A 24,958-nucleotide genomic window follows, 5' to 3' on the forward strand; every position below is an offset into this window, starting at 1 on the left:
CGAACATGAACCGGACCGACAAGCAACAGGGCGTCACGCTGACCGTCGAACGCGGGCTCGAGGTACTCCACGCATTCCGTGCGGCGCGCGCGCCGCTGTCCAACGCGGAACTGGTGCGGCGCACCGGCCTGCCGAAAGCCACGGTGTCGCGCCTGACCACCACCCTGATCTCGATCGGCTACCTGCGCAGGGTGGGCGGCGGGCGTCAGTTCGAGCTCAGCGCCGGCGCATTGAGCATCGGCCACGCCTACCTGGAAGCGAATCCCGTCACGCGCCTCGTGACACCCGTGATGCAGAAGCTGGCCGACAGGCTGAACCTGTCGGTCGCGCTCGCGGTTCCGCATCGGCTCGACATGGTGTACATCGCATGGCGCGCGAGCGCCCGGATCGCGACGCTGCGCCTCGGCGTCGGCTCGCTGCTGCCGATGGCGACGACTTCGGTCGGGCGAGCATACCTGTACGGGCTGCCGGACGCGCTGCGCGAGCCGTTGATGGCCGAGCTGCTCGACGCGGCGGGCGACGATGCGGACACCGTTCGCGAGAACCTCGATGCGGCGTTCGACGACCTGAGGCAATCGGGCGTGTGCATGTCGGTCGGCGAATATCAGCGCAACGCGTACGGCATCGCATTGCCGATCGTGGTCGGCCGCACCCGCACGCTGATGGCGCTGAATTGCGGGGCCGTGGAACTGGAGCCCGACATGGCGGCGATCCGCCAGCGCGTGATGCCGGAATTGAAGGCGGCGGCCGAAACGCTGTCCTTCATCCTGAGCGACGTCGACTGCGAGCCCTGAAAACCGAGCGTGGGCAGGGGCCAGGCCGGTTTGGAAGGCTAACTAATGATCGTTATATTTGATGCGCGAGGCGCCGTGAGGTGCCGACACCCGGAGACGTGACATGCGAGTGCAAGCCGGAAGCGGCGGTTCAACTGCGTGGTCGACAGCCGACGCGGACGCGCTCGGCCGCGTGTCGTTCGAGCGGTTCACCTGCCGTGCATATCTGCCGGATGCGGTCCCGACGGATGCGATCGAACGCATCGTCGACATCGCGAAACGCGCGGCGTCGTGGTGCAACGTGCAGCCGTGGCACGCGATCGTGACGTCCCGCGACACGACCGAACGCTTCCGCGAGGCGCTCGCCGCGCATGCCGCGCGGCATCCCGGAATCGATTCCGACCTGCCGTTCCCGGACGAATATCGCGGGGTGTACGGTGAGCGGCGCAGGGAGGTCGGATATGCGCTCTATGCGGCGCTCGGCATCGCGCGCGGCGACAGGCCGGCGCGCGAGCGGCAGGTTGCGGAGAATTTCCGGCTGTTCGGCGCGCCGCACGTCGCGTTGCTGACGATACCGGCCGAGCTGGGGCCGTATGCGGCACTCGATTGCGGTGCGTTCGTCGCATCGTTCATGCTGGCGGCGCGCGCGCATGGCATTGCGACGACGGCGCAGGCGGCGCTGGCGCATCACGCCCGATTCATCCGCCATTATTTCGGGATCGGCGACGAGCGCAAATTCGTCTGCGGCATCGGGTTCGGTTACGCCGACATGGCGCATCCGGCGAACGCGTTCCGCTCCACGCGCGCGGCGACGGCGGACGTGATGCGGATGGTCTGAACGGTCGCGCTCCGCTCGGCATCCGCCGTGCCCGTGCAACGTGGCAACGGCGGAGCGGATCGGCGCCCGCATCCGGTAACGGCGCCGGCCGGCGCCCCAGGAAAGGAGAGGACACGATGGTGGGAACGAACGACACGCCCGGCCCCGCGCTGGCAATCGTGCAGGCCGAGTGGAATGCGGCCGCGCGCGACTGGAATCCCGACGCACTGACGGGCATCTACACGGCGGACGCATTGTTCTTCGGCGGCCGGCCCGGTCATTCGGCCGGCCGCGACGCGATTCGCGCGTACTTCGCGTCGTACGACGGCGTGATCCGGTCGGCCGCGCTGGCGCTGGTGGACCAGCACTTCATCCGGTTGGCCGACGACTGCTTTCTCGCGCAGGGCTACGGCGAATTCACGTTCGTCCTCGGCGACGGCAACACGTCGCGCTCGCGTTTGCGCACGACGCTCGTGATCGCGTTGCAACAGGGCGAATGGAAAGTCCGCCAACATCATTTTTCGACTTCGCCCGCAACGCCGCCGATCTGAATCGGCCGATCCGCATGCGCGGACGCTCCGGCGTCCGCGCGTCGCGTTCATGCCGCGGGGACGTGGCGCGCGAGAAACTGCGCGGCTGCCTGGCCGAACACGTCGTTGCGGTCGCCGGCGACCATGTGTCCCGCCGCGGCGACATTCACGTATTCCGCGTGCGGGCAGAGTTCGAGAAACTCGCGAACGCCGGCTTCGCTCACCACGTCGGAGCTGCCGCCCCGCACCAGCAGCGTGGGGAGCGCGAGGTTGCGCGCGCAAGCCGAGAAGCGCGCGTGACGGGCCGGCAGATCGGTCGTGCCGGACAGGAAGCGCGGGTCCCAGTGCCAGTGGTAGCGGCCGTCGTCGCCGAGCCGGACGTTCTTCGACAGGCCGGCGGGATTGCGCGGCCGCGACCGGCTCGACCGGTAGCGGCCGATCGCGTCGGCGACTTCGTCGAGCGAGCCGAAACCGTCGGGATTCTGCTGCATGAACGTCCTGATGCGCGACACGCCGGCCGGCTCGGTGTACGGCACGATGTCGACCAGGATCAGCGCGCGCGCGTCGATCCGGCGTTCCCCGATCGCGACGAGGCCGGTGCCGCCGCCCAGCGATGCGCCGACGAGTATCGGGGGGCGCCCGCCGAGCGCGTCGACGACATGGCGCAAATCGCCGACGAACGCGTCCTGGCTGTAGTCGCCCGCGGCGCTCCAGTCCGAATCGCCATGCCCGCGCGCATCGTAGGCGACGGCGAAGTAGCCGGCGCTGCCCAGCAGCGCACCCGTGCCACCCCACGCATGACGTGTCTGGCCGCCGCCATGCAGCAGCACGACGAGCGGGGCGTCCGGATGCCCCCACGTATCGCCGGCGAGCCGCACGCCGTCCGCGGTGCGCCACAGATGGGCGGGGTCGGGGGTGCCGGGCAGGCGGGTTCCCGGTCTGGTCGCGGCGCGCACGACGGATTCGGTCGATGAAGGCATGACGGAGCGTTGAAGGGTGGACGGAGAGCGGCGGGCCGCTTACATGGTGCGCCGCGACTTCGAACTTCGCCGGTGGGCGCATGCGTGTCAACGCGAGCGGCCAAGACGTTCCGTACAGTGAGCGTGCGGACGACGCGCCGTTCGACGGCTGGCCGCGAACGGCTTCGCGATGTCGAGCCGCCGGCGAGAGGTTCAGGCAATCGCACGGCCGGCGAACCGTGCGCGACGGGCTCGCCGACGGCGCTTGGGTTCGCTGGCCCGCACCATGAAAATGCGCTACCCTCTCAAACATTAGTTTTGTGCCGCACGGCGGCATTCGAGAGGATCAGGCAGTACCCGGGGAGACGAAGCATGCCGCCGGCCGCCATCGGCGAACCCGACCGGCCACGGGGCGATCGCTCGCGCGGCGCCCTCCAGGGCACCGCGGGCCGTGGCTTCGCCCAGGCGGCATCGGGCTCTTCACTTCATCTTGACAACAGCGGACGGCTGATACACGAACGTGCGAAAGCGAAATGTAAATCCCAGCGCGGATACCCGGGAAACCTTGCTGCAGCTTGCCGCGCGCTCATTCGCGACGCAGGGCTACGCCGCGACGACGATGCGGGCCATCGCCGACCAGGCGGGGATCGAGGCGGCCAGCATCTACTATCACTTCTCGTCGAAGGAAGAGCTGGTCGACGTCGTGATGGAGCACGGCGCGGACAGCATCGTGCAGCACATCAAGGAACACTTCGACGCGCTGCCGCCCGATGCGACGGCCGAGGCGCGCTTCAAGGCGGCGCTGGTCGGGCAGATGAGCGCGCTGATCAAGTTCGGCGACTACGCGCTCGCGCATGGCCGGCTGCTGACCCAGCTTCCCGACAAGGTGCGGGAGCGTCAGGTCAAGCGGCGCGAGCGCCATCAACAGCTGTGGACCGCCGTGTTCGACGACCTGCGCACCGAAGGGTGGCTGCGCGAGGACGTCGACATCGCGCTGTGCCGTGTGTTCGTCCTCGGCTGCATCAACTCCGTCCAGACCTGGTTCGATCCGAAGAAGGGGTCGCTGGACAAGGTCGCCGACCAGCTCGCCACGATGTTCTTCGAAGGCGTGAAGCCCGCGGCAGGCGCAAAGCCCGCGGCGAAGGCCAGGCGCGGCAGCCGCAAGGCGGAACTGGCCGCGTCCTCCTGACGCCGCACGGCCGACCGGCCGGCCGTGCGCTTCAACGCGCACGCGGCCGGGTCACGCGACCGCGCGATCCCGCAGCGCCGGGCCGCGCCGGATCCGGCGTTCGAGAAAGCCGAGCACGGCATGGGCGAACGGATCGTTGTGCTCTCCCGCGACGGTGTGGCCGGCATCCCGCACGTCCGCATGTTCCGCGTGCGGGCACAGTTCGAGGAATTCGCGCGCACCGGCCTTGCTGACGATTTCCGAATCTTCCCCGCGCAGGAGCAGCGTCGGCAGCTTCAGGCGGCGCGCGCTGGCTGCAAAGCGCACGTGACGGCGCGCCAGGTCGCGCGGCCAGGCGAGAAAGTGCGGGTCCCAATGCCAGCGATATTTCCCGTCCTCGCGGCGCAGGATCGGGATCAGGCTTTCCTGCGTGAGCGTGTGCGCCGGGTGCGAGCGATAGTTGCGGATCGCGTCGGCCGCTTCGTCGGGCGAGCCGAAGCCGTCGGGCTGCTGCCGCATGAACGACTGCAGGCGCAAGACGCCCGCCGGTTCGATGTACGGTGCGATGTTGACGAGCACGAGCGCTTCGGCGTCGAGATAGCCTTCGCCGACGGCGAGCAGGCTTGTTCCGCCGCCGAGCCCCGCGCCAACGAGTACCGGCCGCCGGCCTTCGAACATCGCGACGACGCGCTCGAGATCGCGGATCATCGCCCCCTGGCTGTAGTTGCCGGTGCGCGACCAGTCGGAATCGCCATGGCCGCGCGCATCGAAGGCAACGGCGTGAAAACCCGCCGCGCCGAGCGAGCGGCCCATGCCGCTCCACGCATGGCGCGTTTGCCCGCTGCCATGCAGCAGGACGACCGGCGTGCCGTCGGGGTCGCCCCACGAGCGGCCGGCGAGCCGGATTCCGTCGGCGCCTTGCCATGTGTGCATCGTACCGGCCGGGCCGGCCGCGCGCGTTCCCGTCGTCATCGCATTGTTCATGATCCGATTGCATTTGCGTTGCACGCGCCCAGGCCGGAGCGCCCGCCATTCGTGACCTTTTTGCAGCCGGGGTGCGGCGCTGAATTGCCGAAATGTCATGCGGTCGAACGGAATTCGACGCGCCCCCGCATACGTTCGCGGCGGTTTGCAAGCGAGTCAATCGACGCGGCCGGAATGTTCCGTACTCCGGCCGAACGGGGCGGCGCACGTCGCGTCGCGCTCCATGGCGCACGACTAGAACCGCTTGTTGATCCCGACGATCGCGCCGATCGTCGTGCCCGGCGCGCCGTACAGCGCGTTGTCGATCGACAGGCCGAATTTTTCCCGGCCATGATTGTTCGCGGCACCGAGTTCCACATACAGCGAGGTCGCCTTCGACAGGAAGTAACGCGTGGTCAGCGCACCGAGCAGCGTGTGATTGTTCGAGTCCTGCGGATCGCGGATGTACCACACGCCCGAGTTGATATCGAGCTGCGGCAGCGGATAGTAATCGAAGCCGAGATTCCACACGTTGTTGGTGCCGCCGTTCGTCACGCCGCCGGCGACCGTCGTCGGCAGCTTGAAGCTGGTGAACGAGCCCTTCACGGCGAACGAGCCGAAGTGGTAGCCGAGCCCGATCATCCGGCCGAGGAACGGCTGCTGGAAGATCGTCAGCCCCGCGGAACTCCTGGCCGAACTCGAGTCGTACATCGCGGCGTTCACGACCAGCCCGTGAAACTCGTAGCGCGCGCTGACCGAATACTGCTGCGCCGCGCGATAGTCGCCCGGCACGCCGCCGAACGCATACATCGCACTGGCGGAAAACCCGGCGAACTTCGGGCTCGTATAGGTGATCGCATTCGGATTGAAACTGCCGACGAACGTGTTGGCGCCGTAGACGGAAAACGCCGTGCCGAACTGGCCGGCGTTGCGCGGGTCGGCCTCGTAGATCGCCAGCACGAACGGCGAGTACTGCACGCCGGCCTTCAGCTGGCCGAAGTGGCCGTCGAGGGCCAGCCATGCCTGACGGCCGAAGAAATTGCCGTTGCTGTTGTCGAAGCCGCCGTTGACGACACTCACGCCGCTTTCCAGCCTGAAGGTCGCTTTCAGCCCGCCGCCCAGATCCTCCTGCCCGAACAGGCCGAAATTGGAAGGTTCCAGGCCGCCGTTGATGAGACTGACCTGCTTGCCGCCGCTCGCACCGGTCGCCGAATTGAGCGTCTTGTTGGTGAACAGCAGGCCCGTATCGAGCGTGCCGTAAAGCGTGACGCTGCTTTGTGCCCACGCCCAGGCGGGCAGGAGCGACATGCCGAGCGCGAGTATCGTCTTCTTCGCGTGCAACCCTGATGACCGGCTGACATTCATTTCGTTATCCGAATTCAATGAGAAGTGAAGGAACGGCGTGTGTCGGACTGCTGCTGCGGCGCGGCGGATTCAGGACCGGATGGACGTGCCGGTCGGTACTCGATATCCGGGTGCGGATAGTCGTTTCCAGATGCCAAGACAATCTAACGTTCGGTAGATTGAAGCGCGAGACATCGAAGCTCCATTGGGTATAACCCGAGGCGAATTCGTGCTTTTAGGCAATGATCCGTTGGCTGAATTTCGGCGTTCCGTACTTCAACGCATTCAAACGATCGTGGCGATCGGAAACATGATCCGTTCTACGTAATGATGTGTGTGGAAGCGATTCCATCCTGGCGTTGGTGGCAATGTTCACGTGATACGAAGCAGACGCCCCTGTCGCATGGCGTTTTATCCGACGGAACGAACTTTTTCAGGCTCGTCGAGGCTGCAAGCGCAGCCCGAACCGGAAATCGGCGTGTTCGTCCGTTGGCCGGTATTTCATCGCGAGCTGCGAGGCCCGATCGATACCGTGCGCGGTGTCATCGAAAGCCGGATGGGCGTGCGGATTGGCGCGGCCCGGGCAGCGTGTCGCGGGAGAGACGGAGGGGAAGGGGGACGTCAGCCGCGATCCGGGGCCCGCTTGCGGGGGATCGGGCGGGCTGCCCCGCAGCCCGGGCGGTCGCGCCGGGCGATGCGGGAGGTGCTGACAGTGCGGGCGCCGGCGGCGAAGGCTCGGGCGGGACTTCGCCGCCAACGGCGTGGGTACTTCGCGCCGCGCGCTTACTTGCCCATCGGTTTCGCGAACATCATGTGCGACATGCCGCCGTCGCATGCGATTGCCTGGGCCGTGATGTAGCCGGCCGCGGGCGACGCGAGATACACGATCAGGTCGGCGACTTCCTCCGGCCGGCCGACCCGGCTCATCGGCAGCATTGCCGCAAGCCGGTCGAGCAGATCCTGCGGCACCGAGCCGCGCGCCATCGGCGTGTCGATCACGCCCGGCAGCACGACATTCACGCGCACGCCGTAGTGCGCCCACTCGTGCGCCATCTGCCGGCTGAGCGTGATGAGCGCCGCCTTGCTCGGGCCATAGGCGCCGCCCTGCGAATAGCCGTGCACGCCCGCCAGCGAAGCCGTGTTCACGATTGCCGCATGCGGGCTCTTCTTCAGGTGCGGGAGCGCGCTGCGCGCGAGCATCAGTGCGCCGTCCACGTTCACCTGGAACCCGCTGCGCCATTCGTCGATCGGCACGTCCTCGAGCATCCCGGAGCGCACCAGCGCGGCCGTGTTGATGACGACGTCGAGCCGGCCGAAGCGCTCGACCGTGCCGGCGATGGCCGCGTCGATGTCCGACTGCTTCGATACGTCGAGGCCGAGCGCGAGCGCCTGGCCGTCGCGTCGCGCGATCTCGCCGGCCACGCGTTCGGCGTTGCCCGCATGCAGGTCGGCAACGGCGACCGCGCCGCCGTTCGCCGCGAAGGTTCTCGCACTGGCCTCGCCCATGCCGCTGCCCGCGCCGACCACCAGCGCGACCAGCCCCTTGATGCGTGAATGGATCATCCAGTCGTGCGGTGCCGCGTGGTGGGATTCAGTGTTCATTCGTTGCTCCTCCTGATCTCGTGTGATCGATTGTTCGTATGCCGGCGCTCAGTTGCCGGATGCCCGCACGAAGCGGCGGAGGACGGTGCCGAAGTCCTCCACCTTTTCGAGGTTCAGTACGCTGTCGACGACCTGCTCGATGGTCGATGGCGGCAGCAGGCCGTCGACGAACGTGCGGAACTTGTTCACCAGTTCGTCGGTGGTCATGCGGGTCGCGGGATCCGCCGACGGCGTGCCTTTCGGGAACATCTTCTCGCCGGAGTAGACCTGACCGCGCGCCCGCACTTCCACGCGCGACGGGCGGCTGGAGATGTCCGCCGAGATCGACTGGAAATAGTCCGGATGGGTTTCAAGCGACACGCGCTTCATCAGCGCCATCACGGACGGGTCGAACACGACGGCCGGGTCCTGCCAGCGCGGGCCGGGCGGAATGCGGTGGGCCGCGACGGCCAGCCCGTGCGAGAAGCAGAACTGCGCGTCGTGCACTTCCAGGATTTCGCGGCTGGTGAAGCAGGGCAGCACATAGGCCCAGCCTTCGCCGAACGACGTGATGCCGTCGATCTCGTCGGGCTTCAAATCGTGTTGGGTCACGATGTCGATCAGCAGGTCGAGCGGCGCGTGCATCACGCGGCAGTGCGGATAAAGCTTGAACATCTGGAAGCCGGGGAAGCGCCACTCGTCGCCCAGATCCCGCGTGATGACCTCGGGCATCCAGCGGTCGGTGCCGATGAAGCTCGCGTAGCCGTTGACCGCGTCGTCGAGGATGCGCACGTCGCCGCGATGGCCGAGTTCGCCCAGGTCGGCGGCCGTGAGCGCGATGTTGGTCAGGCCGCCTGCCAACTGGTACTTGATGGTGGCGGTGGGCGCGTGCGTGAACCACGCGCGCTGCGCATTCACCGGCGCCGATGCGGCGGCCAGCCCCAGCGCGTTGGCCAGTTGGGCCGCCGACAGGCGCTTGAGCTTGCCCGCGGACGCGGTCGCGCCGAACACGGTGCTGCTGTAGCCCACGACCGATGCGGGATTGGCCGGCTTGCCGTCCCGGGTGTCCCGGTAGCCGCTCATCGCGGCGCCGAAGCGGCAGGACATCTCGTGCGACACCGCCACGGCGGCGATCAGGTCGCGGCCGGAGCGCCGGTGCGTCTCGGCCGTCGCGAATGCGCCGGGCAGCACGTACGGGCTCACGTGGCCCGGCAACAGCACCGAGTCCGCATCCAGCGCGTTCAGCAATTCGCTGTTGGCGAACGCGGCGCCGTACACGGTCGAGCGCTCGCCGGTGCCGATGATGGTCGCGTCTCCCGCGCTGCCGCCGATGCGACGGCCCGTTTCGATGCCGATACGCCCCCTCGGATGATCGATGCCAGCCAGCGCGACACCCAGCGAATCGAGAACGTCGCGCTTGCACTCCTGCACGACGATGTCGGGTAATCGGGCGATATCGACGCCGGCCGAGAAATCGGCCAGTTGCTGGATGAGGGTGGGGTGACTCACGTGTCTCGCTCCTCGTTCTGATTCCGTGTTCGCGAATGCCGTCAGGGTTGGCGCTGAATCCGCCGCGCGCAATGCTTGCGTTGAAAACGTTCCGCGCGTCGAAAAACGCGCACCGGAAGGCGCGCGCTCGACCGGCAGCATGCGGGGATTCCCTGATGGGAAATCCCCGCAAGCAAAATAGAATAACAACTGTTAGTTAGATTGCAGGGTATCTCGACGATCCCTCGCGCTTTCCCCGGTGCCGCGAACCGACGCAGGTCACTTCATCGGCGGGTGTCGACACACGTCGACCGCCGTTCCAGACAATCCCAGGGTCCAGCATGAAATACGAAGATTTCCAGTTCCTCCTGTTCGATCGCCAGCCGGACGGCGTCCTGCTCGTCACGCTCAATCGTCCGGAGGTCATGAACGCGACGAACGACAGGATGCACTGGGAATTGACCAAGGTCTGGGGCGTCGTCGGCGACGATCCGGGCGTGAAGGTGGTCGTCGTGACCGGCGCCGGCGATCGCGCGTTCTCGGCCGGCGGCGATCTTTCCGTGGTCGAGGAAATGGCGGCGAGCCAGGAGGCCACGATGCGCGTGATGAAGGAGGCGTCCGACATCGTCTACAACATGCTCGCGTGCGACAAGCCGATCGTTTCCGCGATCAACGGCACGGCCGTCGGGGCCGGCCTCGCCGTCGCGCTGCTGGCGGACGTGAGCGTGATGGCCGAGGACGCGAAACTGACCGACGGACATGCGCGCCTCGGCGTGTCGGCCGGCGATCACGCGGCCATCGTGTGGCCGCTGCTGTGCGGGATGGCCAAGGCCAAGTATTACCTGATGACCGCAGATTTCGTCGACGGCAAGGAAGCCGAGCGGATCGGCCTGGTCAGCTTTTGCGCGCCGCGCGCCGAGGTGCTGTCGCGCTCGCTGGCCATCGCGGCCAACCTCGCGCGCGGCAGCCAGACCGCGATTCGCGCGACCAAGAAATCGCTCAACAACTGGATGCGCGTGGCGGGGCCGGTATTCGACAACTCGCTCGCACTGGAGATGCTGTGTTTCCTCGGGGCGGACGTCAAGGAGGGCGTCGCCGCATTGCGCGGCAAGCGCCAGCCCGAGTTTCCGTCGGCCCGGCTGCCGCAGTCGTGACCGGTCGAACGCACGGACCGCGATCACGCTGCATTCTTCAATCTAACTAACGACAGGTCAAATGAGACAGCTCACCCTGCTTCTCGACGGCATGACGCATACCGAAGCCGCGCGCTGGCACGACGGCCGCTTCTGGTTCAGCGATCTCTATACCGAATGCGTGTACTCGATCCGCGAGGACGGCAGCAACCTCTGCGAGGAAATGCACGTGCCCGAATGCCCGTCCGGCATCGGCTGGCTGCCCGACGGGCGCCTGATCGTCGTGTCGATGCACGACCGCGCGCTGTTGCGGCGCGAGCACGACGGCTCGGTCGTGCGTCATGCCGACCTGGCGCCGCATCTGGAATTCGAACCCAACGACATGGTGGTGGACACGCAAGGCCGCACGTGGGTCGGCAACCTCGGCTTCGACGTGATGAAGCTTGCGCCGCGCCGCCCGGGCCGGCTCGCGCGCGTCGATCCGGACGGCACGGTCACGATGGTGAGCGAGCCGCTGCACTTCGCGAACGGCGCGACGATCGTCGACGGACGCACGCTGGTGGTGTCCGAATCCTGGGGCAACCGCATGTCGGCGTTCGACATCCGGCCCGACGGCTCGCTTTCCGCGCGCCGCGACTGGGCGACCTTCGGCCCGGTGCCGCAGGACGAGGACGTGATCCGCTCGATGGCCGAGATCGTCGTGGCGCCGGACGGCATCTCGCAGGTCGATGCCGAGGGCGCGATCTGGGTTGCGGATTTCACGAAGACGCGCGTGCTGCGCGTGGCGCCCGGCGGGAGGATTCTCGAGGAGATCCAGACCGGCGAGCGCAACTGCTATGCCTGCGCGCTGGGCGGCGAAGACGGCCGCACGCTGTTCATGTGCGTGACGCCCGCCGATTTCAATCCGGAGGTGCGCCGCGCCAATCCGTTGAGCGCGGTGCTGTCGACGCGCGTCGACGTTCCGCTCGCCTGATGCGTCAGGCCACACCAACTGGAGAATTCATGACGACCATCACTGACACCGCGCAAGCCGCGCGTACGAAAGCGCTCGCGTGGATCGGGCAGGGCGCGAAGCGCCTGCTGATCGGCGGGCAATGGGTCGATGCCGCGTCGGGCAAGACCTTCGAGACGATCAATCCCGCGACCGAACAACTGCTTTGCCGGGTCGCCGAGGCCGACAGCGCCGATGTGGACGCCGCGGTGATTGCCGCGCGCAAGGCGTTCGAAGCGCCGTCCTGGTCGGCGCTGTCGCCGCATGCGCGCACGCGGGCGCTGCTGAAAATCGCCGACAAGATCGAGGCCCATATCGACGAGCTGGCCGCGATCGAATCGCTCGACAACGGCATGCCGCTATGGTTCGCGCAGGGCGCCGTGACCGCCACGGTGGACATCGTGCGCTACTACGCGGGCTGGTGTTCCAAGGTGCTCGGCACCACGATCCCGTCGGACGGCAGCACGCTGATCTATACGCTGCGCGAACCGCTCGGCGTATGCGGCCAGATCATCCCGTGGAACGTGCCGATCCTGATGGCCGCGATCAAGTTCGCCAACGCGCTGTGCTGCGGCAACACGGTGATCCTCAAGCCCGCCGAGCTGGCCTGCCTCACGTCGATTCGCCTCGCGGAGCTGATCCAGGAAACCGACCTGCCGCCGGGCGTCATCAACGTGCTGCCGGGTTACGGCGCGACGGCGGGCGCGGCGCTGGCGCAGCACCCCGGTGTGGACAAGATCGCGTTCACGGGCTCGACGGCGGTCGGCAAGCAGATCACGCGCGACGCCACGGGGAACCTGAAGAAGGTCACGCTGGAACTCGGCGGCAAGGCGCCCAACGTGGTGTTCGCCGACGCCGACATCGAGAAGGCGGTGCAGGCCGCGGTGAAGACCTTCTGCGGCAACTCGGGCCAGGTGTGCTCGGCCGGCACGCGGCTGTTCGTGCAGGAGAGTATCCACGAGCAGGTGGCGGAGCGCGTGGCGCAGGTGGCGGCCGCATGGAAAGCGGGCGACCCGTTCGCGGCCGACACGAAGATCGGCCCGCTGATTTCGGCGACGCAGCGCGAGCGCGTCCGGTCGTACGTCGGCGTGGGCCGCGAGGGCGGCGCGACGTTGCGGCTCGGCGGCCAGCCGTGGAGCGGCGCCGGCTACTTCGTCGAGCCGACGGTGTTCGACAACGTGCGCAACGGCATGCGGATCGCGCAGGAAGAGATCTTCGGGCCGGTGCTGTCGATCATCCCGTTCAAGGACGAGGACGATGCGGTGCTGCAGGCCAACGACACGACCTACGGCCTTTCCGCCGCGGTGTGGACGCGCGACGTGGCGCGCGCGCACAAGGTCGTGCGTGCGCTCAAGGCCGGGCGGCTGTGGATCAACACCTTCGGCGAATCCGATCCGGCCATGGCATTCGGCGGGTACAAGCAATCCGGGTGGGGGCGCGAATTCGGCCAGGAGTCGATCGAGGCCTACACGCAGACCAAGTCGATCATGCTCCGCATGTAATTTCGGCATCCGGACCAATTCAGAAGGAGGCACCCTTGAGCATCAATCCGAGCATTCCGGATTTCGTGCGCGGCACCAAGAAACTGCTGATTGGCGGGCAATGGGTCGAACCCGCCGGCGGCGAACGCATCGAGGCCGTCAATCCCGCCACCGGCGAGGTGCTGTGCCATATCGCGCAGGGCAACGCGCAGGATGTTGGCCGCGCGGTCGCGGCCGCGCGCCGCGCGTTCGAAGGGCCGTGGAGCCGCTTCACGCCGCATGAGCGGCGCAAGCTGCTGCTGCGCGTGCACGACGTGATTCTCGATCACTTCGACGAGCTCGCGCTGATCGAGACGCTCGACATGGGCGCGCCGCTCGCCCGCACGCGCGGCTACAAGGAATGGCTGTCGCAACTGCTGCAGTTCTACGCATCGCAAACCGGCGCCGGCGCGGTGGAAACGCCGCCGATGTCGATCGCACCCGGCTTCACCGCGCTCAAGCAGTTGATGCCGGTGGGCGTGGTCGGCGGCATCATTCCGTGGAACGGCCCGCTGATGGGGCTGTGGTGGATCTACGGCCCTGCGCTCGCCACGGGTTGCACGGCCGTGCTGAAGCCGGCCGAGGATGCGTCGCTGTCGTCGCTGCGCGTGTCCGGGCTGATGATGGAAGCCGGCGTGCCCGACGGCGTGATCAACGTCGTGACCGGCTACGGCAAGGACGTCGGCCAGGCGCTGGCCGAACATCCGGACGTCGATCGCGTGGCCTTCACCGGCTCGGTCGGCACCGCGCAGGCCATCGTGCGCGCGTCGGCCGGCAACCTGAAGCGGCTGCAGCTCGAACTCGGCGGCAAGTCGCCCGACATCGTGTTCGCCGATGCCGATCTCGACAAGGCCGTGCCCGGTGCGGCAATGGGCGTGTTCACCAACACCGGCCAGGTCTGCGTGGCCGGCACGCGGATCTTCGTGCAGCGCGCGATCCACGACGAATTCGTGCAGCGCCTGGCCGCGTTCGCCGGCTCGATCAGGATCGGCGACGGCCGCGATCCCGATACGCAGATCGGCCCGCTGATCTCGCGGCGCCAGCTCGATCGCGTGATGCATTACGTGGACATCGGCGGCACGGAGGCGCGGCTCGTGCACGGCGGCCGGCGCCCCGACGGCGCGCCGGCCGGCGGCTTCTTCGTCGAGCCGACCGTGTTCGCCGATGTCCGCAACGACATGACGATCGCCCGCGAGGAAATCTTCGGGCCCGTCGCGTCGGTGATCCCGTTCGACACGATGGACGACGCGCTGCGGCTCGCGAACGACACGCCGTACGGCCTCGCCGGCGGCGTGTGGACGAGCAGCCTGTCGACCGCGCACCAGGTGTCGCAGGGCATTCGCTCGGGCACCGTCTGGGTCAACTGCTACGGCGTGATCGACCCGGCCGTGGGTTTCGGCGGCACGAAGATGAGCGGCTACGGATGGAAGGGCGGGAAGGAGCACGTCGAGAGCTTCCTGTACCCGAAGGCCACCTATATCAACCTGGTCTGAGCCGGCACGACGCCGTTGCCCGACCGCACAGGAGACACAAGACATGAAAGGCGTAGTTTTCAAAGGCGAGCGCACGCTGGAAATCCTGGAGTTCGACGACCCGACGCCCGGCCCGGGCGATGCCGTGATCGAGATGAAGGCGTCGGGCATGTGCGGCAGCGACCTGCATTTCTATCGCAACAGGCCGGCCGACGTGATCCGCTCGCTGGGTTTCAAGGATCTCGCGTCGCGCGGCATGTCGGAGGACACGCCGATCATCGGCGGTCACGAGCCGTGCGGGCAGGTGGTCGCCGTCGGCGCGGGCGTCGATCCGCGCGCGTTCAAGGTCGGCGACCGCGTCGCGGTGTTCCACTACGAGGGCTGCATGCACTGCGACCACTGCCGCACCGGCTGGACGCAGATGTGCAGCCACGGCGCGGATATCCACGGCGTCATCAAGCACGGCGGCCACGCGCACTACATGAAGGTGCCGGTGACGTCGCTGGTCCACCTGCCCGACGAAGTGTCGTACGCCACCGGCGCCGCGATTTCCTGCGGCACCGGAACGGCCTGGGGTGCGCTGCTGCGTCTCGACATCAGCGCACGCGACACGCTCGCGGTGTTCGGCCTCGGCCCGGTCGGGCTGTCGGCCGTGCAGCTGGCCGCGGCGATGGGGGTGGAGGTGATCGGCATCGACATCGCGGCCGACCGCGTCGCGCGCGCGAAGGAGTTCGGCGCGACCCACGTGATCGACGGCAGCCAGCAGGATCCGATCGAGGAAATCCACAAGCTCACCGGCGGCCTCGGCGTGACCTGCGCGATCGACTGCGCGGGCGGCGACGTGCCCAAGCAGCAGGCCGTGCGCAGCACGCGCCCGTGGGGCCGCATCGCGCTGGTGGCCGTGGGCGGCAACCTCAACGTCGACGGCATGAAGGACGTGATCGGCAAGCAGCGCACCATCATCGGCTCCTACACGTTCTCGGAAGTCGGGATGAAGGACTGCATCCATTTCGTCGCGAATCACGGCGTGGACGTCGACAAGCTGTTCACCGACCGCTGGAAACTGGAGCAGGCCGACGAGGCTTACCGGCAGTTCGACGCGCAGGCGGGCGGCAAGGGCGTGTTCCTGTTCTGAGCACGCCACGGCATCCCGCGACAAGGAGACGGAACAATGGCGAAGTTTGAACGGCAAGGGATCGAAGACCCGATGGCCACGCTGTGCCGGATGGCGCTGCAGACGCGGTATGCCGACCTGCCGGCCGGCGTCACGCGCCATGCGAAGCAGACGCTGCTCGACGCGATGGGCGTCACCATCGGCGGCTCGGCCATGGAGGGCATCCCCGAGATCGTCGCGCTCGTGAAGGAGCGGGGCGGCAACCCGCAGACGCCGCTGCCGTTCTACGGCGGCCGCGTGCCGGCCCACGAGGCGGCGCTCGCGCTCGGCCCGATGCCGCGCGCGATGGATTGCGGCGACCTGCACGAAGAAGCCGGCCACGTGACCGAATACGTGGTGCCGACGCTGCTGGCCGCCACCGGCCTGCGCGGCAAGGTGTCGGGCAAGGAATTCCTCGCGGCGATGGCGGTCGGGCAGGAAATCCTGGTGCGGCTCGGCACGGCCTACAAGGTGATCAACCGGGCGATCAAGCATCACGAATGCGGCGGCCACTACATCTTCGGCGCGGTGGCCGCCGTGGGCAAGCTGCTCGGGCTGACCCAGGACCAGCTGGAAAACGCGCAGGGCATCGCGCGGACCATGACGCAGCCCAACACGATGGGCATCTATTCGCCGGCCACGCTGATGGTGCGGATGCATCACGGGCTGGTGAGCCAGGCCGCGATCACGTGCTGCCAGCTGGCCCAGCGCGGCATCACGGGCCCGCGCGACGAGGTGCTGACCGGGCCCAAGGGCTATCTGGGCACGGCGCGCTGGGAGACCGATCCCGATTTCATCCTGCACGCGCTCGGCGAGCACTGGGAGATGGAGAACATCATCACCAAGGGCTACAGCGCCTGCTATTTCTCGCATTCGTCGATCGACGCCATCCGCGAACTGATGAAGGCGCACCGGTTCGGCGCGGCCGACATCGCCGGCATCCACATCGAGACGTCCACGCCGAGCTGGCGCGCCGTGTGCGAGCCGCGGGAGAAGAAGTGGCATCCGGTCACGGTGCCCGAGTGCCAGTTCAGCCTGCCTTACGTGGTGGCCATTGCCGCGTTCGACGACAAGGTGTTCCTCGAGTCGTACAACGAGGACGCGCGCAGCCGGCCCGAGGTGCGCGAGCTGATGACGCGCATCACCGCCGAGGAAAACCCGGAAGTATCCGACTGGGGGGCGCGCCTCGCCGTCACGCTGCGCGACGGGCGCGTGCTGAAGCAGGAATGCGTGTACGTGAAGGGCCACCCGCGCAACCCGTTCACGGAAGAAGACTTCGTCGCCAAGTTCAGGCTCTGCGTGCCGTATGCCGCGATCGAGCTGCCGCAGCAGACCGTCGACAGGATGATCGGCGACATCCTGCACCTCGACGAAGTGGACGACGTGGCCGCCGCGCTGCTCGATCCGCTCGTACCGTCCGGGCACTGATCGATACCCGGACGGAACCGGAGCAGGACGTTCGTGCCGGGCGAATCGCGGCGATCGCCCGGCACCATAAAAACATGTGAGGAGACCGCATGCAATCGCTCGAGCAGGTCACGATGGCCAAGGTGTTTCGGCGCCTCGTCCCGTTTTTCATGCTGTGTTATTTCATCTCGTTCCTGGATCGCGTCAACGTCGGCTTCGCCAGCCTGCAGATGAACGATGCGATCGGCCTCACGCCCGCGCAGTACGGTCTGGGCTCGGGGCTGTTCTTCCTGCTCTATTTCCTGTTCGAGGTTCCGTCCAACCTGCTGCTGGTGCGGGTGGGCACGCGCATCTGGATCGCCCGCATCCTGATTACCTGGGGGCTGATCTCGGGCGCCACGGCCTTCGTGACCGGCCCGTGGAGCTTCTATGCCGTGCGCCTGCTGCTGGGCCTTGCCGAAGCCGGGTTCTTCCCCGGCGTGGCCTATTGCATCACGCTGTGGTTCCCGTCGGCGTACCGTGCGCGCGTGATGGGCTACCTGCTGGTGGCCGCGCCGCTGTCGTCGGTGATCGGCTCGCCGATCTCGGGCCTGCTGCTGGGGCTGCGCGGGCTCGACGGCCTGGGCGGGCTGCAAGGCTGGCAGTGGATGTTCCTGATCGAGGCGGCGCCCGCCGTGATCCTGGGCTTCGTCACGCTGCGCTACCTGAAGGGTTCGCCGCGCGACGCGCACTGGCTGCAGGCGGACGAGCGCGCGTGGCTCGCCGCGCGCATGACGAGCGAGGACAACCGGCGCCGCGACGAACATGACATCCCGGTGGCGCGCGTGTTCAGCGACCGGCGCGTGTGGATGCTGGCCGCGATGGCGTTCGGCTTCTTCCTGACGATCTACGGCATCGGCTTTTTCCTGCCGCAGATCGTCAAATCCTTCGGCCTGACCAACGTGCAGACCGGCTTCGTCACGGCGATTCCCTACGTGATCGGCTCGGCCAGCCTGGTGTTCTGGGCGCGTCGCGCCGACCGGACCGGCGAGCGGCGCTGGAACATCGCGATTCCCGCGCTGATCGCCGCCGCTGCGCTGGTAGGCGCCGGCCTGATCGACGCGCCGGTGCTCAAGCTCGGCTGCTTCTGCGTGCTGGCGTTCGGCGTGTTCGGCGCGCTGCCCGCGTTCTGGGCGATCAATACCGACCTGCTGTCCGGGGCCGCCGCAGCAGCCAGCATCGCGTGGATCGGCGCGGTGGGCAACCTGGGCGGTTTCGCCGGACCGTACCTGCTGGGCGTGACCAGGGACCGCACGGGCGGCTACGCGGCGGCGCTGCTGCTGATGGCCGTCGTCGCCCTGCTTGCCGCCGGCATCGCGCTTTCGGTGGGGCGGCAGCGCCGCACCTGTCGCCCCGCATGAACCGACGTGGCCCGAGCGCACGCCGGGCCATTCATCTTTCGATCATCAAGGAGACTGTCATGATCGACACCCGTGACACCCGGCCCGTTGCGCCGGACAACTGCCCGCCGCTCGAGCAAGCGGTGGTGCGCTTCATCCAGGAACTGAAATACGAGCATCTCGACGCGCGTGCGCATGCCGGCATCAGCCGGTTGATGCGCGACCAGATCGCGTTGCAGGTCGGCATTTCGAAACTGCCGTGGTCCGAGCAACTGCTCGCGTATGCGACGGCCCGGCAGCGCCCGGGCAACAGCCGCGTGAGCGCGTCGGCGCTGACGATGAGCGCCGCCGACGCCGCGTTCGTCAATGGCTCGTACGGGCACGGCTTCGAGTACGACGACGCGCACGGCCCCAGCTACAGCCATCCCGGCAGCTGCGTGATTCCGGCCGCGCTCGCGATCGGCGAGGAACTGGGTTCGTCGCTCGAGGAAATCATCGTCGCGATGGTGGCCGGCTACGAAGTCTATGCGCGCATTGGCATGCTGGCCGCACCCGAGCTGCTGCAGCGCGGTTATCACCCGCACGGCACGCTGTCCAACTTCGGCGCGGCGGCCGTGGCCGCCAAGCTGCGCGGGTTCGACGCCGAGACGACGCTGCACGCGCTGGCGATCGCGCTGAGCCACGTGTCGGGTACCACCGAGTACACGTCGACCGGCGGCTCGATCAAGCGCATCCATGCGGGCATCGGTACGCGCAACGGGATGGCCGCGGCCGACATGGCCCGCGCCGGCATCACCGGCCCGCGTGCGTTCCTGAGCGGCAACAAGGGCTTCTTCCGCACCTTCCTGCAACGCACGGCCGGGGACCACGCCGACAAGCGCTTCGTCATCGACCGGCCGTTCGAGATCGGCACGGTGTGGCTGAAGGCGTATTGCGCGTGCTACTGCACGCACGCGTACATCGACGCGCTGCGACCGTTCGCGGCCCGTCGCGACGACATCGCCGACATCCACCTGAAGATCACGCCGCACTTCAACGTCGTCGTCGGCACGGCCAATGTCAACGCGTATGCGCCGAAGAACATCGAGCACGTGCAGTTCAGCCTGCCGATCCAGGCCGCGTTCACGCTGCTCGGCAAGGGCAACGGCTACCCGGTGCATCGCGACTACCTGGCCGGCAAGGTCGACATGGCACCGGTGATCGACGTCGCGCGCGGTATCCGCATCACCGAGGAACCCGAGCTGGAGAAGCAGCATCCGGGCAAGTTCGTGGCCGATGTGACCGTCACGTTCAAGGACGGCCGCACCGAGCACGTGTTCGTCGGCGACCCGATCGGCACCGACACGAACCCGATGCCGGAGCACGAGCAGGATGCGAAGTTCATGGACCTGACCGCCGACGTGCTGGGGGCCGAACGCGCGCGCGCGCTGCTGGCCGCGCTGCGTGAGCTGAACCCGGCGACGAAGGCCGCCGAGCTGACTGCGATGTGGGCCGTCGAAGGCTGACCGTGAAAGCCGTCCGGGGCGCCATGCGCATCCCGGGCGGGCGCCACACAAGACAATGGGCGGCGCCGGGATACCGGACGCCGCCCATCTTTTTCCGCGTTGACCCTCGAATACCGGGCCGTCAACGTCGCGCGTGAATCGCGAACTTCCCGCCTATTTCCGCACGCTCGCGACGATCGCCTCGGCCGCGCGGATCACCGGAAGATCGACCATGCGGCCGTCGAGGTTGAACACCGCGCCCCCGTGCTTCGCGGCTTCGTCGATCACGCGGCGCGCCCACGCCTGTTCTTCATCCGAATAGCCCAATGCGTCGTTTACACCGGCGACCTGCGCCGGGTGGATGCACAGCTTGCCGCCGAAGCCGAATGCGCGGGCACGCCGGGCATCGGCCGCGAGGCGCCCGGCGTCGTCGGTACGCACGGTCACGCCGTCGATCGGCGCGGGCAGCCGGGCGCGGCGCGATGCGGCTACGAGCGCGTTGCGCGCGAAGGCCAGTTCCGGTTCTTCGGCCGATGCACGCATGCCGAGGTCGAGCTGGAAATCCAGATGGCCGAACGCGAGTCGCACGACCTGCGGATCGCGCGCGAGCGCATCGGCCGCATCGAGCCCGGCCAGCGATTCGATCAGCGCGACGATGCGTGCTGCGTCGCCGAGCTGTTGCGCAACGTGGCGCAGCGCGCCCGCGTTTTCGGACTTCGGCAGCATCACGACGACGCCGTACGTTGTCCAGTCGCGCAGCATCGCGAGGTCCGCGTCGTGCCACGGCGTACCCACGGCATTCACGCGCACGACGGTGCGCGCGCGCTGTTCCGGCGTCAGCAGCGGCAGGTGCTGCGAAAGCCGATCGCGTGCGGCGTCCTTGCTGTCGAAGCCGACCGCATCCTCGAGATCGATGACGATGCAGTCGGCTGCCGAATCGAGCGCCTTTGCAAAACGTTCGGGCCGGGTGGCCGGCACGAACAGGAAACTGCGCGCGTGCTGCGCGGGAGAGGAGGGCGTGGACATGGTTCAGATCGCGCCGGCGGCGCGCAGTTGTTCGATATCGGCGTCTGAGCGTCCGAGTTCGCGCAGAATCGCCGTGCTGTGCTCGCCGAGCGCGGGCACCGCATCCATGCGAACGTCGAAGCTGTCGATCGTGGCGGGCGGCAGCAGCGCCTGCAGTTCGCCGGCGGGCGAATCGACGGTGCGGAAGCGTTCGCGCGCATGCAGTTGCGGGTGCGTCCACAGATCGCTCACCTGGTTGACGGCCGCGTTCGCGATCTGCGCGTCGTCCAGCCGGGCAATCACCTCCTGCGCGGTGAGGCCGGCAAAAGCCGCTTCGATCACGGCCTTCAGTTCGGTGCGATGTTCCGAGCGCCGGACGTTGGCGTCGAAGCGCGGGTCGGTTGCCAGCGCCGGGTCGCGCAGCACCGTGTCGCAGAACGCCTTCCACTCGCGCTCGTTCTGCAGGCCCAGCATCACCACGCGGCCATCGCCCGCCGCGAACGGGCCGTAGGGGTAGATCGTCGCGTGCGCCGCGCCGTTGCGGCCGGGCTGCTGCTGGCCGTCGTACGCGTAGTACATCGGGAAGCCCATCCACTCGGCCAGCGCTTCCAGCATCGAGATTTCCACGTGCGAGCCTTCGCCGGTGACGCCGCGCTGCAGGAGCGCACTGAGAATGCCGGTGTACGCGTACATGCCGGCCGCGATATCCGCGATCGAGTTGCCGGCCTTGCTCGGCTCGTCGGGCGTGCCGGTGATCGACAGGAACGCGGCCTCGCTCTGGATCAGCAGGTCGTAGGCTTTCTTGTCGCGATACGGGCCGTCGCCGCCGTAGCCGGAGATGTCGCACACGATGAGCCGCGGATGTTTCGCGTGCAATGCATCGAACGACAGCCCCATGCGCGCGGCCGCGCCCGGTGCGAGGTTCTGCACCAGCACGTCGGCCTGCGCGATGAGTTCGCCGAGCACGTGCTGCGCGGCCGGTTGTTTCAGGTCCAGCGTGAGGCTTTCCTTCGAGCGGTTGGTCCAGACGAAGTGCGACGCGAGTCCGCGCGTACGGTGATCGTAGGCGCGTGCAAAATCGCCGACGCCGGGGCGCTCCACCTTGATGACGCGCGCGCCGAGATCGGCGAGCTGGCGGGTGCAGAAGGGGGCGGCGATCGCGTGTTCGAGCGTGACGACGGTCATCCCGCTCAGGGGGCCTTTTCGAGCTTGCATGGTCGGATCGTTATTCCAGTTCGGCGCTGGCCTGCATGGCCAGCTGTCCTTGCGGGCCGCGTGCCCAGACACGGGCGGTGTGGCCGTCGAGCGCGCCGTTCGCCGTGAAGGGCGCGGTGTCGAACAGCGGGCTGACCGCCTTGAATTCGAAGGTGCGGATGGTCTTGCCGGGGTGCGTGCGGCGCAGTTCCTCCATCAGAAGCATCGCGATCAGCGGGCCGTGCACCACCAGGCCCGGATAGCCTTCTTCCCGCATCGCATACGGACGATCGTAGTGGATCCGGTGGCCGTTGAAGGTCAGCGCGGAGAAACGCATCAGCAGTACCGGGTCGGGCGTGATGGTGCGCGAATACTGTTCGTCGACAGGGGCCGGTTGCGGAGCCGGTGCCGCTGCGCCGGGCGAAGCGGGCGGCGGTGCATCGCGATACACGATGTCCTGTTCCTCGCGGATCGCCACGCCTCGCGCATCGCCGATTTCGTGCAGCACGGTCACGAACGCGAGCTGGCCGCTGCGGCCGGACTTGCTCTGCACGTTCAGGATCGTGGACCGGCGTTGCACCGGCGCATCGACAGCCAGCGGGCGCAGGAACTGCAGCCGCCCGCCGGCCCACATGCGGCGCGGCAGCGCGACCGGCGGCAGGAAGCCGCCGCGCCGCGGGTGGCCGTCGACACCGATGTTCGACTGGCGCTCGCCGGGCAGGAAGTACAGCCAGTGCCACAGGGGCGGCAGGGCATCCGGCAGCGCGGACGCATCCGCGTAGTCCAGCGTCGCCTGCAGGAGCCGGATCGGTGCGCGGGTGATCCGGTCCGTGCTTTCCTCGCTGCGGCCGATCCAGGCATCGAATGATTCGGGTTGCTCGACACTCATGTCGTTTCGCGCTCTCGATGATTGAAGCGTCGTGAAGGCTGCAAGCGCTCGCGCGAGCGTGCCCTTGCAGCCGTTCCCGTCAGAGTTCGTCGACCAGTTCCGGCACGAGCGAGAACAGGTCGCCGACGAGGCCGTAGTCGGCCACGCCGAAGATCGGCGCTTCCGGATCCTTGTTGATCGCGACGATCACCTTCGAATCCTTCATGCCGGCCAGATGCTGGATCGCACCCGAGATGCCGACCGCGATGTACAGCTGCGGCGCGACGATCTTGCCGGTCTGGCCGACTTGATAGTCGTTCGGCACGTAGCCGGCGTCGACCGCCGCGCGCGATGCGCCGAGTGCCGCCGACAGCTTGTCGGCCAGCGGCTCCAGCACCTTCGTGTAGTTCTCGCCGCTGCCCAGGCCGCGGCCGCCCGACACGATGATGCTCGCGCTGGTCAGCTCCGGACGGTCCAGCTTCGTCACTTCACGGCTCACGAACTGCGACTTGCCTGCATCGGCCGCTGCGTCGATCTTCTCGACCGCCGCGCTGCCGCCTTCCGCCGCCACCGGATCGAAGCCCGTCGCGCGCACCGTGATCACCTTGATCGGGTCGCTCGACTGCACCGTCGCGATCGCGTTGCCCGCGTAGATCGGGCGCTCGAACGTGTCGGCACTGTCAACCGCCGTGATGTCCGAGATCTGCGCGACGTCCAGCTTAGCGGCGATACGCGGCGCGATGTTCTTGCCGTAGGCCGTGGCCGGCGCGAGGATGTGCGAGTAATCCTTCGCGACGTTCAGCGCGGTCGCTTCGACGTTTTCCGCGAGGCCCGCTTCGAGCTGCGGCGCATCGGCCAGCAGTACTTTCGAAACGCCCGCGATCTTCGCTGCCGCGTCGGCCGCGCGTTGCGCGTCGTGGCCCGCGACCAGCACGTGAATGTCGCCGCCGACGAATTTGCCCACCTCGGCTGCCGCCGCCACCGTGTTCAACGTCGCAGCCTTGACCGACGCGTTGTCGTGTTCTGCAATCACCAGTATCGTCATTTCCTTGCGCTCCCTCTTACAGCACCTTGGCTTCGGTCTTCAGCTTCCCGACCAGCGTCTTCACGTCCGGCACCTTCACGCCGGCCGCGCGCTTCGGCGGCTCGACCACCTTCAGCGTCTTCAGACGCGGCGCGACATCCACGCCGAGGTCTTCCGGCTTCACGGTTTCCAGCGGCTTCTTCTTCGCCTTCATGATGTTCGGCAGCGTCACGTAGCGCGGCTCGTTCAGGCGCAGGTCGGTCGTGATGACCGCCGGCAGCGACAGCGACAGCGTTTCCGCCCCGCCGTCGACTTCGCGTGCGACCGTTGCGCGGCCGTCTGCGACCGTCACCTTCGACGCGAACGTCGCTTGCGGGAGACCGGACAGCGCGGCCAGCATCTGGCCCGTCTGGTTCGAATCGTCGTCGATCGCCTGCTTGCCGAGGATCACCAGTTGCGGCTGTTCCTTGTCGACCAGCGCCTTCAGGATCTTCGCGACGGCCAGCGGCTCGACGCCGTCGTTCGACTCGACCAGGATCGCGCGATCCGCGCCGATCGCCAGCGCCGTGCGCAGCGTTTCCTGCGCCTGCGCCACGCCGACCGATACCGCGATCACTTCGGTCGCGACGCCCGCTTCCTTCAGGCGCACCGCTTCTTCCACCGCGATTTCGTCGAACGGGTTCATCGACATCTTCACGTTCGCGA

22 protein-coding genes are annotated in these 24,958 nt (G+C 67.7%); 12 read left to right on the forward strand and 10 right to left on the reverse strand.

Features of this window, described 5'->3' with window-relative positions:
- The first annotated feature begins 5 nt into the window (after positions 1-5).
- The 3 genes from GQ56_RS0122205 to GQ56_RS0122215 all read left to right on the forward strand — a co-directional run bounded on the left by GQ56_RS0122205 (position 6) and on the right by GQ56_RS0122215 (position 2,141).
- Positions 6-794, forward strand: a complete 789-nt coding sequence (locus GQ56_RS0122205; protein WP_031400726.1) for an IclR family transcriptional regulator — start codon at positions 6-8, stop codon at positions 792-794.
- A gap of 103 nt (positions 795-897) precedes the next feature.
- Entirely contained in the window at positions 898-1,611 is a 714-nt protein-coding gene (locus tag GQ56_RS0122210) for a nitroreductase (protein ID WP_031400727.1), read from the forward strand.
- A gap of 116 nt (positions 1,612-1,727) precedes the next feature.
- Entirely contained in the window at positions 1,728-2,141 is a 414-nt protein-coding gene (locus tag GQ56_RS0122215; RefSeq protein ID WP_031400728.1) for a YybH family protein, read from the forward strand.
- 47 nt (positions 2,142-2,188) lie between these two features.
- On the opposite strand, the gene GQ56_RS0122220 is transcribed toward GQ56_RS0122215, so the two are convergent.
- The gene (locus GQ56_RS0122220; RefSeq protein ID WP_052007300.1) at positions 2,189-3,100 is read right to left on the reverse strand and encodes an alpha/beta fold hydrolase; all 912 of its coding nucleotides are present in this window, start codon (positions 3,098-3,100) and stop codon (positions 2,189-2,191) included.
- Between the two features lie 544 nt (positions 3,101-3,644).
- Here GQ56_RS0122220 and GQ56_RS0122225 point away from each other — a divergent pair.
- The gene (locus tag GQ56_RS0122225) at positions 3,645-4,268 is read left to right on the forward strand and encodes a TetR/AcrR family transcriptional regulator (protein ID WP_031400730.1); all 624 of its coding nucleotides are present in this window, start codon (positions 3,645-3,647) and stop codon (positions 4,266-4,268) included.
- A gap of 51 nt (positions 4,269-4,319) precedes the next feature.
- Here GQ56_RS0122225 and GQ56_RS0122230 read toward each other — a convergent pair whose 3' ends face one another.
- From GQ56_RS0122230 to GQ56_RS0122245, 4 genes are all read right to left on the reverse strand, one after another.
- Positions 4,320-5,231, reverse strand: a complete 912-nt coding sequence (locus tag GQ56_RS0122230) for an alpha/beta fold hydrolase (RefSeq protein WP_052007301.1) — start codon at positions 5,229-5,231, stop codon at positions 4,320-4,322.
- A gap of 234 nt (positions 5,232-5,465) precedes the next feature.
- On the reverse strand, positions 5,466-6,518 hold the full coding sequence (locus tag GQ56_RS0122235; protein ID WP_052007303.1) for a porin: 1,053 nt from the start codon (positions 6,516-6,518) through the stop codon (positions 5,466-5,468).
- Between the two features lie 819 nt (positions 6,519-7,337).
- Positions 7,338-8,156, reverse strand: coding sequence for an SDR family NAD(P)-dependent oxidoreductase (locus GQ56_RS0122240; protein WP_081894949.1), 819 nt, complete (start codon positions 8,154-8,156; stop codon positions 7,338-7,340).
- 48 nt (positions 8,157-8,204) lie between these two features.
- Positions 8,205-9,644: an MmgE/PrpD family protein gene (locus GQ56_RS0122245; RefSeq protein WP_031400734.1), complete on the reverse strand. Its 1,440-nt coding sequence runs from the start codon at positions 9,642-9,644 to the stop codon at positions 8,205-8,207.
- 320 nt (positions 9,645-9,964) lie between these two features.
- On the opposite strand from GQ56_RS0122245, the gene GQ56_RS0122250 reads away from it, so the two are divergent.
- The 8 genes from GQ56_RS0122250 to GQ56_RS0122285 all read left to right on the forward strand — a co-directional run bounded on the left by GQ56_RS0122250 (position 9,965) and on the right by GQ56_RS0122285 (position 20,183).
- Positions 9,965-10,777 carry an enoyl-CoA hydratase/isomerase family protein gene (locus tag GQ56_RS0122250; protein WP_031400735.1) on the forward strand — a complete coding sequence of 271 codons (813 nt, stop codon included), beginning with the start codon at positions 9,965-9,967 and terminating at the stop codon, positions 10,775-10,777.
- Between the two features lie 61 nt (positions 10,778-10,838).
- Positions 10,839-11,729 carry an SMP-30/gluconolactonase/LRE family protein gene (locus GQ56_RS0122255; RefSeq protein WP_031400736.1) on the forward strand — a complete coding sequence of 297 codons (891 nt, stop codon included), beginning with the start codon at positions 10,839-10,841 and terminating at the stop codon, positions 11,727-11,729.
- Between the two features lie 29 nt (positions 11,730-11,758).
- Positions 11,759-13,249: an aldehyde dehydrogenase family protein gene (locus GQ56_RS0122260; protein WP_031400737.1), complete on the forward strand. Its 1,491-nt coding sequence runs from the start codon at positions 11,759-11,761 to the stop codon at positions 13,247-13,249.
- 35 nt (positions 13,250-13,284) lie between these two features.
- Positions 13,285-14,760, forward strand: a complete 1,476-nt coding sequence (locus tag GQ56_RS0122265; RefSeq protein ID WP_031400738.1) for an aldehyde dehydrogenase family protein — start codon at positions 13,285-13,287, stop codon at positions 14,758-14,760.
- Between the two features lie 43 nt (positions 14,761-14,803).
- Complete coding sequence (locus tag GQ56_RS0122270; RefSeq protein ID WP_031400739.1) at positions 14,804-15,874, forward strand: zinc-dependent alcohol dehydrogenase family protein; 1,071 nt, start codon at positions 14,804-14,806, stop codon at positions 15,872-15,874.
- A gap of 36 nt (positions 15,875-15,910) precedes the next feature.
- Entirely contained in the window at positions 15,911-17,320 is a 1,410-nt protein-coding gene (locus GQ56_RS0122275) for an MmgE/PrpD family protein (RefSeq protein WP_031400740.1), read from the forward strand.
- 89 nt (positions 17,321-17,409) lie between these two features.
- Positions 17,410-18,699 (forward strand): MFS transporter, encoded by a 1,290-nt coding sequence (locus GQ56_RS0122280; RefSeq protein ID WP_031400741.1) that lies wholly within the window; start codon positions 17,410-17,412, stop codon positions 18,697-18,699.
- Between the two features lie 59 nt (positions 18,700-18,758).
- Positions 18,759-20,183, forward strand: a complete 1,425-nt coding sequence (locus GQ56_RS0122285; RefSeq protein WP_031400742.1) for an MmgE/PrpD family protein — start codon at positions 18,759-18,761, stop codon at positions 20,181-20,183.
- 153 nt (positions 20,184-20,336) lie between these two features.
- Here GQ56_RS0122285 and GQ56_RS0122290 read toward each other — a convergent pair whose 3' ends face one another.
- The 5 genes from GQ56_RS0122290 to GQ56_RS0122310 form a co-directional block, all read right to left on the reverse strand.
- Entirely contained in the window at positions 20,337-21,188 is an 852-nt protein-coding gene (locus tag GQ56_RS0122290) for an HpcH/HpaI aldolase/citrate lyase family protein (protein ID WP_031400743.1), read from the reverse strand.
- Between the two features lie 3 nt (positions 21,189-21,191).
- The gene (locus tag GQ56_RS0122295) at positions 21,192-22,382 is read right to left on the reverse strand and encodes a CaiB/BaiF CoA transferase family protein (protein WP_031400744.1); all 1,191 of its coding nucleotides are present in this window, start codon (positions 22,380-22,382) and stop codon (positions 21,192-21,194) included.
- Positions 22,383-22,392: 10 nt separating this feature from the next.
- On the reverse strand, positions 22,393-23,250 hold the full coding sequence (locus tag GQ56_RS0122300; protein ID WP_031400745.1) for an FAS1-like dehydratase domain-containing protein: 858 nt from the start codon (positions 23,248-23,250) through the stop codon (positions 22,393-22,395).
- Between the two features lie 79 nt (positions 23,251-23,329).
- Positions 23,330-24,274: an electron transfer flavoprotein subunit alpha/FixB family protein gene (locus tag GQ56_RS0122305; protein WP_031400746.1), complete on the reverse strand. Its 945-nt coding sequence runs from the start codon at positions 24,272-24,274 to the stop codon at positions 23,330-23,332.
- A 16-nt stretch (positions 24,275-24,290) separates the two neighbouring features.
- Positions 24,291-24,958: electron transfer flavoprotein subunit beta/FixA family protein (locus GQ56_RS0122310; protein WP_031400747.1), on the reverse strand; the 668-nt coding region annotated here is incomplete at its 5' end.

The organism is Burkholderia paludis, assembly GCF_000732615.1.
GTDB classification, from domain to species: Bacteria; Pseudomonadota; Gammaproteobacteria; order Burkholderiales; family Burkholderiaceae; genus Burkholderia; species Burkholderia paludis.

What these genes read in the sequence shown, in the direction of transcription:
- GQ56_RS0122220 (WP_052007300.1), bottom strand. Translation starts at nt 3,100, where the DNA reads ATGCCTTCATCGACCGAATCCGTCGTGCGCGCCGCGACCAGACCGGGA.
- GQ56_RS0122305 (WP_031400746.1), bottom strand. Translation starts at nt 24,274, where the DNA reads ATGACGATACTGGTGATTGCAGAACACGACAACGCGTCGGTCAAGGCT.
- GQ56_RS0122285 (WP_031400742.1), top strand. Translation starts at nt 18,759, where the DNA reads ATGATCGACACCCGTGACACCCGGCCCGTTGCGCCGGACAACTGCCCG.
- GQ56_RS0122295 (WP_031400744.1), bottom strand. Translation starts at nt 22,382, where the DNA reads ATGCAAGCTCGAAAAGGCCCCCTGAGCGGGATGACCGTCGTCACGCTC.
- GQ56_RS0122215 (WP_031400728.1), top strand. Translation starts at nt 1,728, where the DNA reads ATGGTGGGAACGAACGACACGCCCGGCCCCGCGCTGGCAATCGTGCAG.
- GQ56_RS0122260 (WP_031400737.1), top strand. Translation starts at nt 11,759, where the DNA reads ATGACGACCATCACTGACACCGCGCAAGCCGCGCGTACGAAAGCGCTC.
- GQ56_RS0122210 (WP_031400727.1), top strand. Translation starts at nt 898, where the DNA reads ATGCGAGTGCAAGCCGGAAGCGGCGGTTCAACTGCGTGGTCGACAGCC.
- GQ56_RS0122250 (WP_031400735.1), top strand. Translation starts at nt 9,965, where the DNA reads ATGAAATACGAAGATTTCCAGTTCCTCCTGTTCGATCGCCAGCCGGAC.
- GQ56_RS0122255 (WP_031400736.1), top strand. Translation starts at nt 10,839, where the DNA reads ATGAGACAGCTCACCCTGCTTCTCGACGGCATGACGCATACCGAAGCC.
- GQ56_RS0122280 (WP_031400741.1), top strand. Translation starts at nt 17,410, where the DNA reads ATGCAATCGCTCGAGCAGGTCACGATGGCCAAGGTGTTTCGGCGCCTC.
- GQ56_RS0122270 (WP_031400739.1), top strand. Translation starts at nt 14,804, where the DNA reads ATGAAAGGCGTAGTTTTCAAAGGCGAGCGCACGCTGGAAATCCTGGAG.
- GQ56_RS0122230 (WP_052007301.1), bottom strand. Translation starts at nt 5,231, where the DNA reads ATGAACAATGCGATGACGACGGGAACGCGCGCGGCCGGCCCGGCCGGT.
- GQ56_RS0122205 (WP_031400726.1), top strand. Translation starts at nt 6, where the DNA reads ATGAACCGGACCGACAAGCAACAGGGCGTCACGCTGACCGTCGAACGC.
- GQ56_RS0122275 (WP_031400740.1), top strand. Translation starts at nt 15,911, where the DNA reads ATGGCGAAGTTTGAACGGCAAGGGATCGAAGACCCGATGGCCACGCTG.
- GQ56_RS0122290 (WP_031400743.1), bottom strand. Translation starts at nt 21,188, where the DNA reads ATGTCCACGCCCTCCTCTCCCGCGCAGCACGCGCGCAGTTTCCTGTTC.
- GQ56_RS0122300 (WP_031400745.1), bottom strand. Translation starts at nt 23,250, where the DNA reads ATGAGTGTCGAGCAACCCGAATCATTCGATGCCTGGATCGGCCGCAGC.
- GQ56_RS0122240 (WP_081894949.1), bottom strand. Translation starts at nt 8,156, where the DNA reads ATGAACACTGAATCCCACCACGCGGCACCGCACGACTGGATGATCCAT.
- GQ56_RS0122235 (WP_052007303.1), bottom strand. Translation starts at nt 6,518, where the DNA reads ATGTCGCTCCTGCCCGCCTGGGCGTGGGCACAAAGCAGCGTCACGCTT.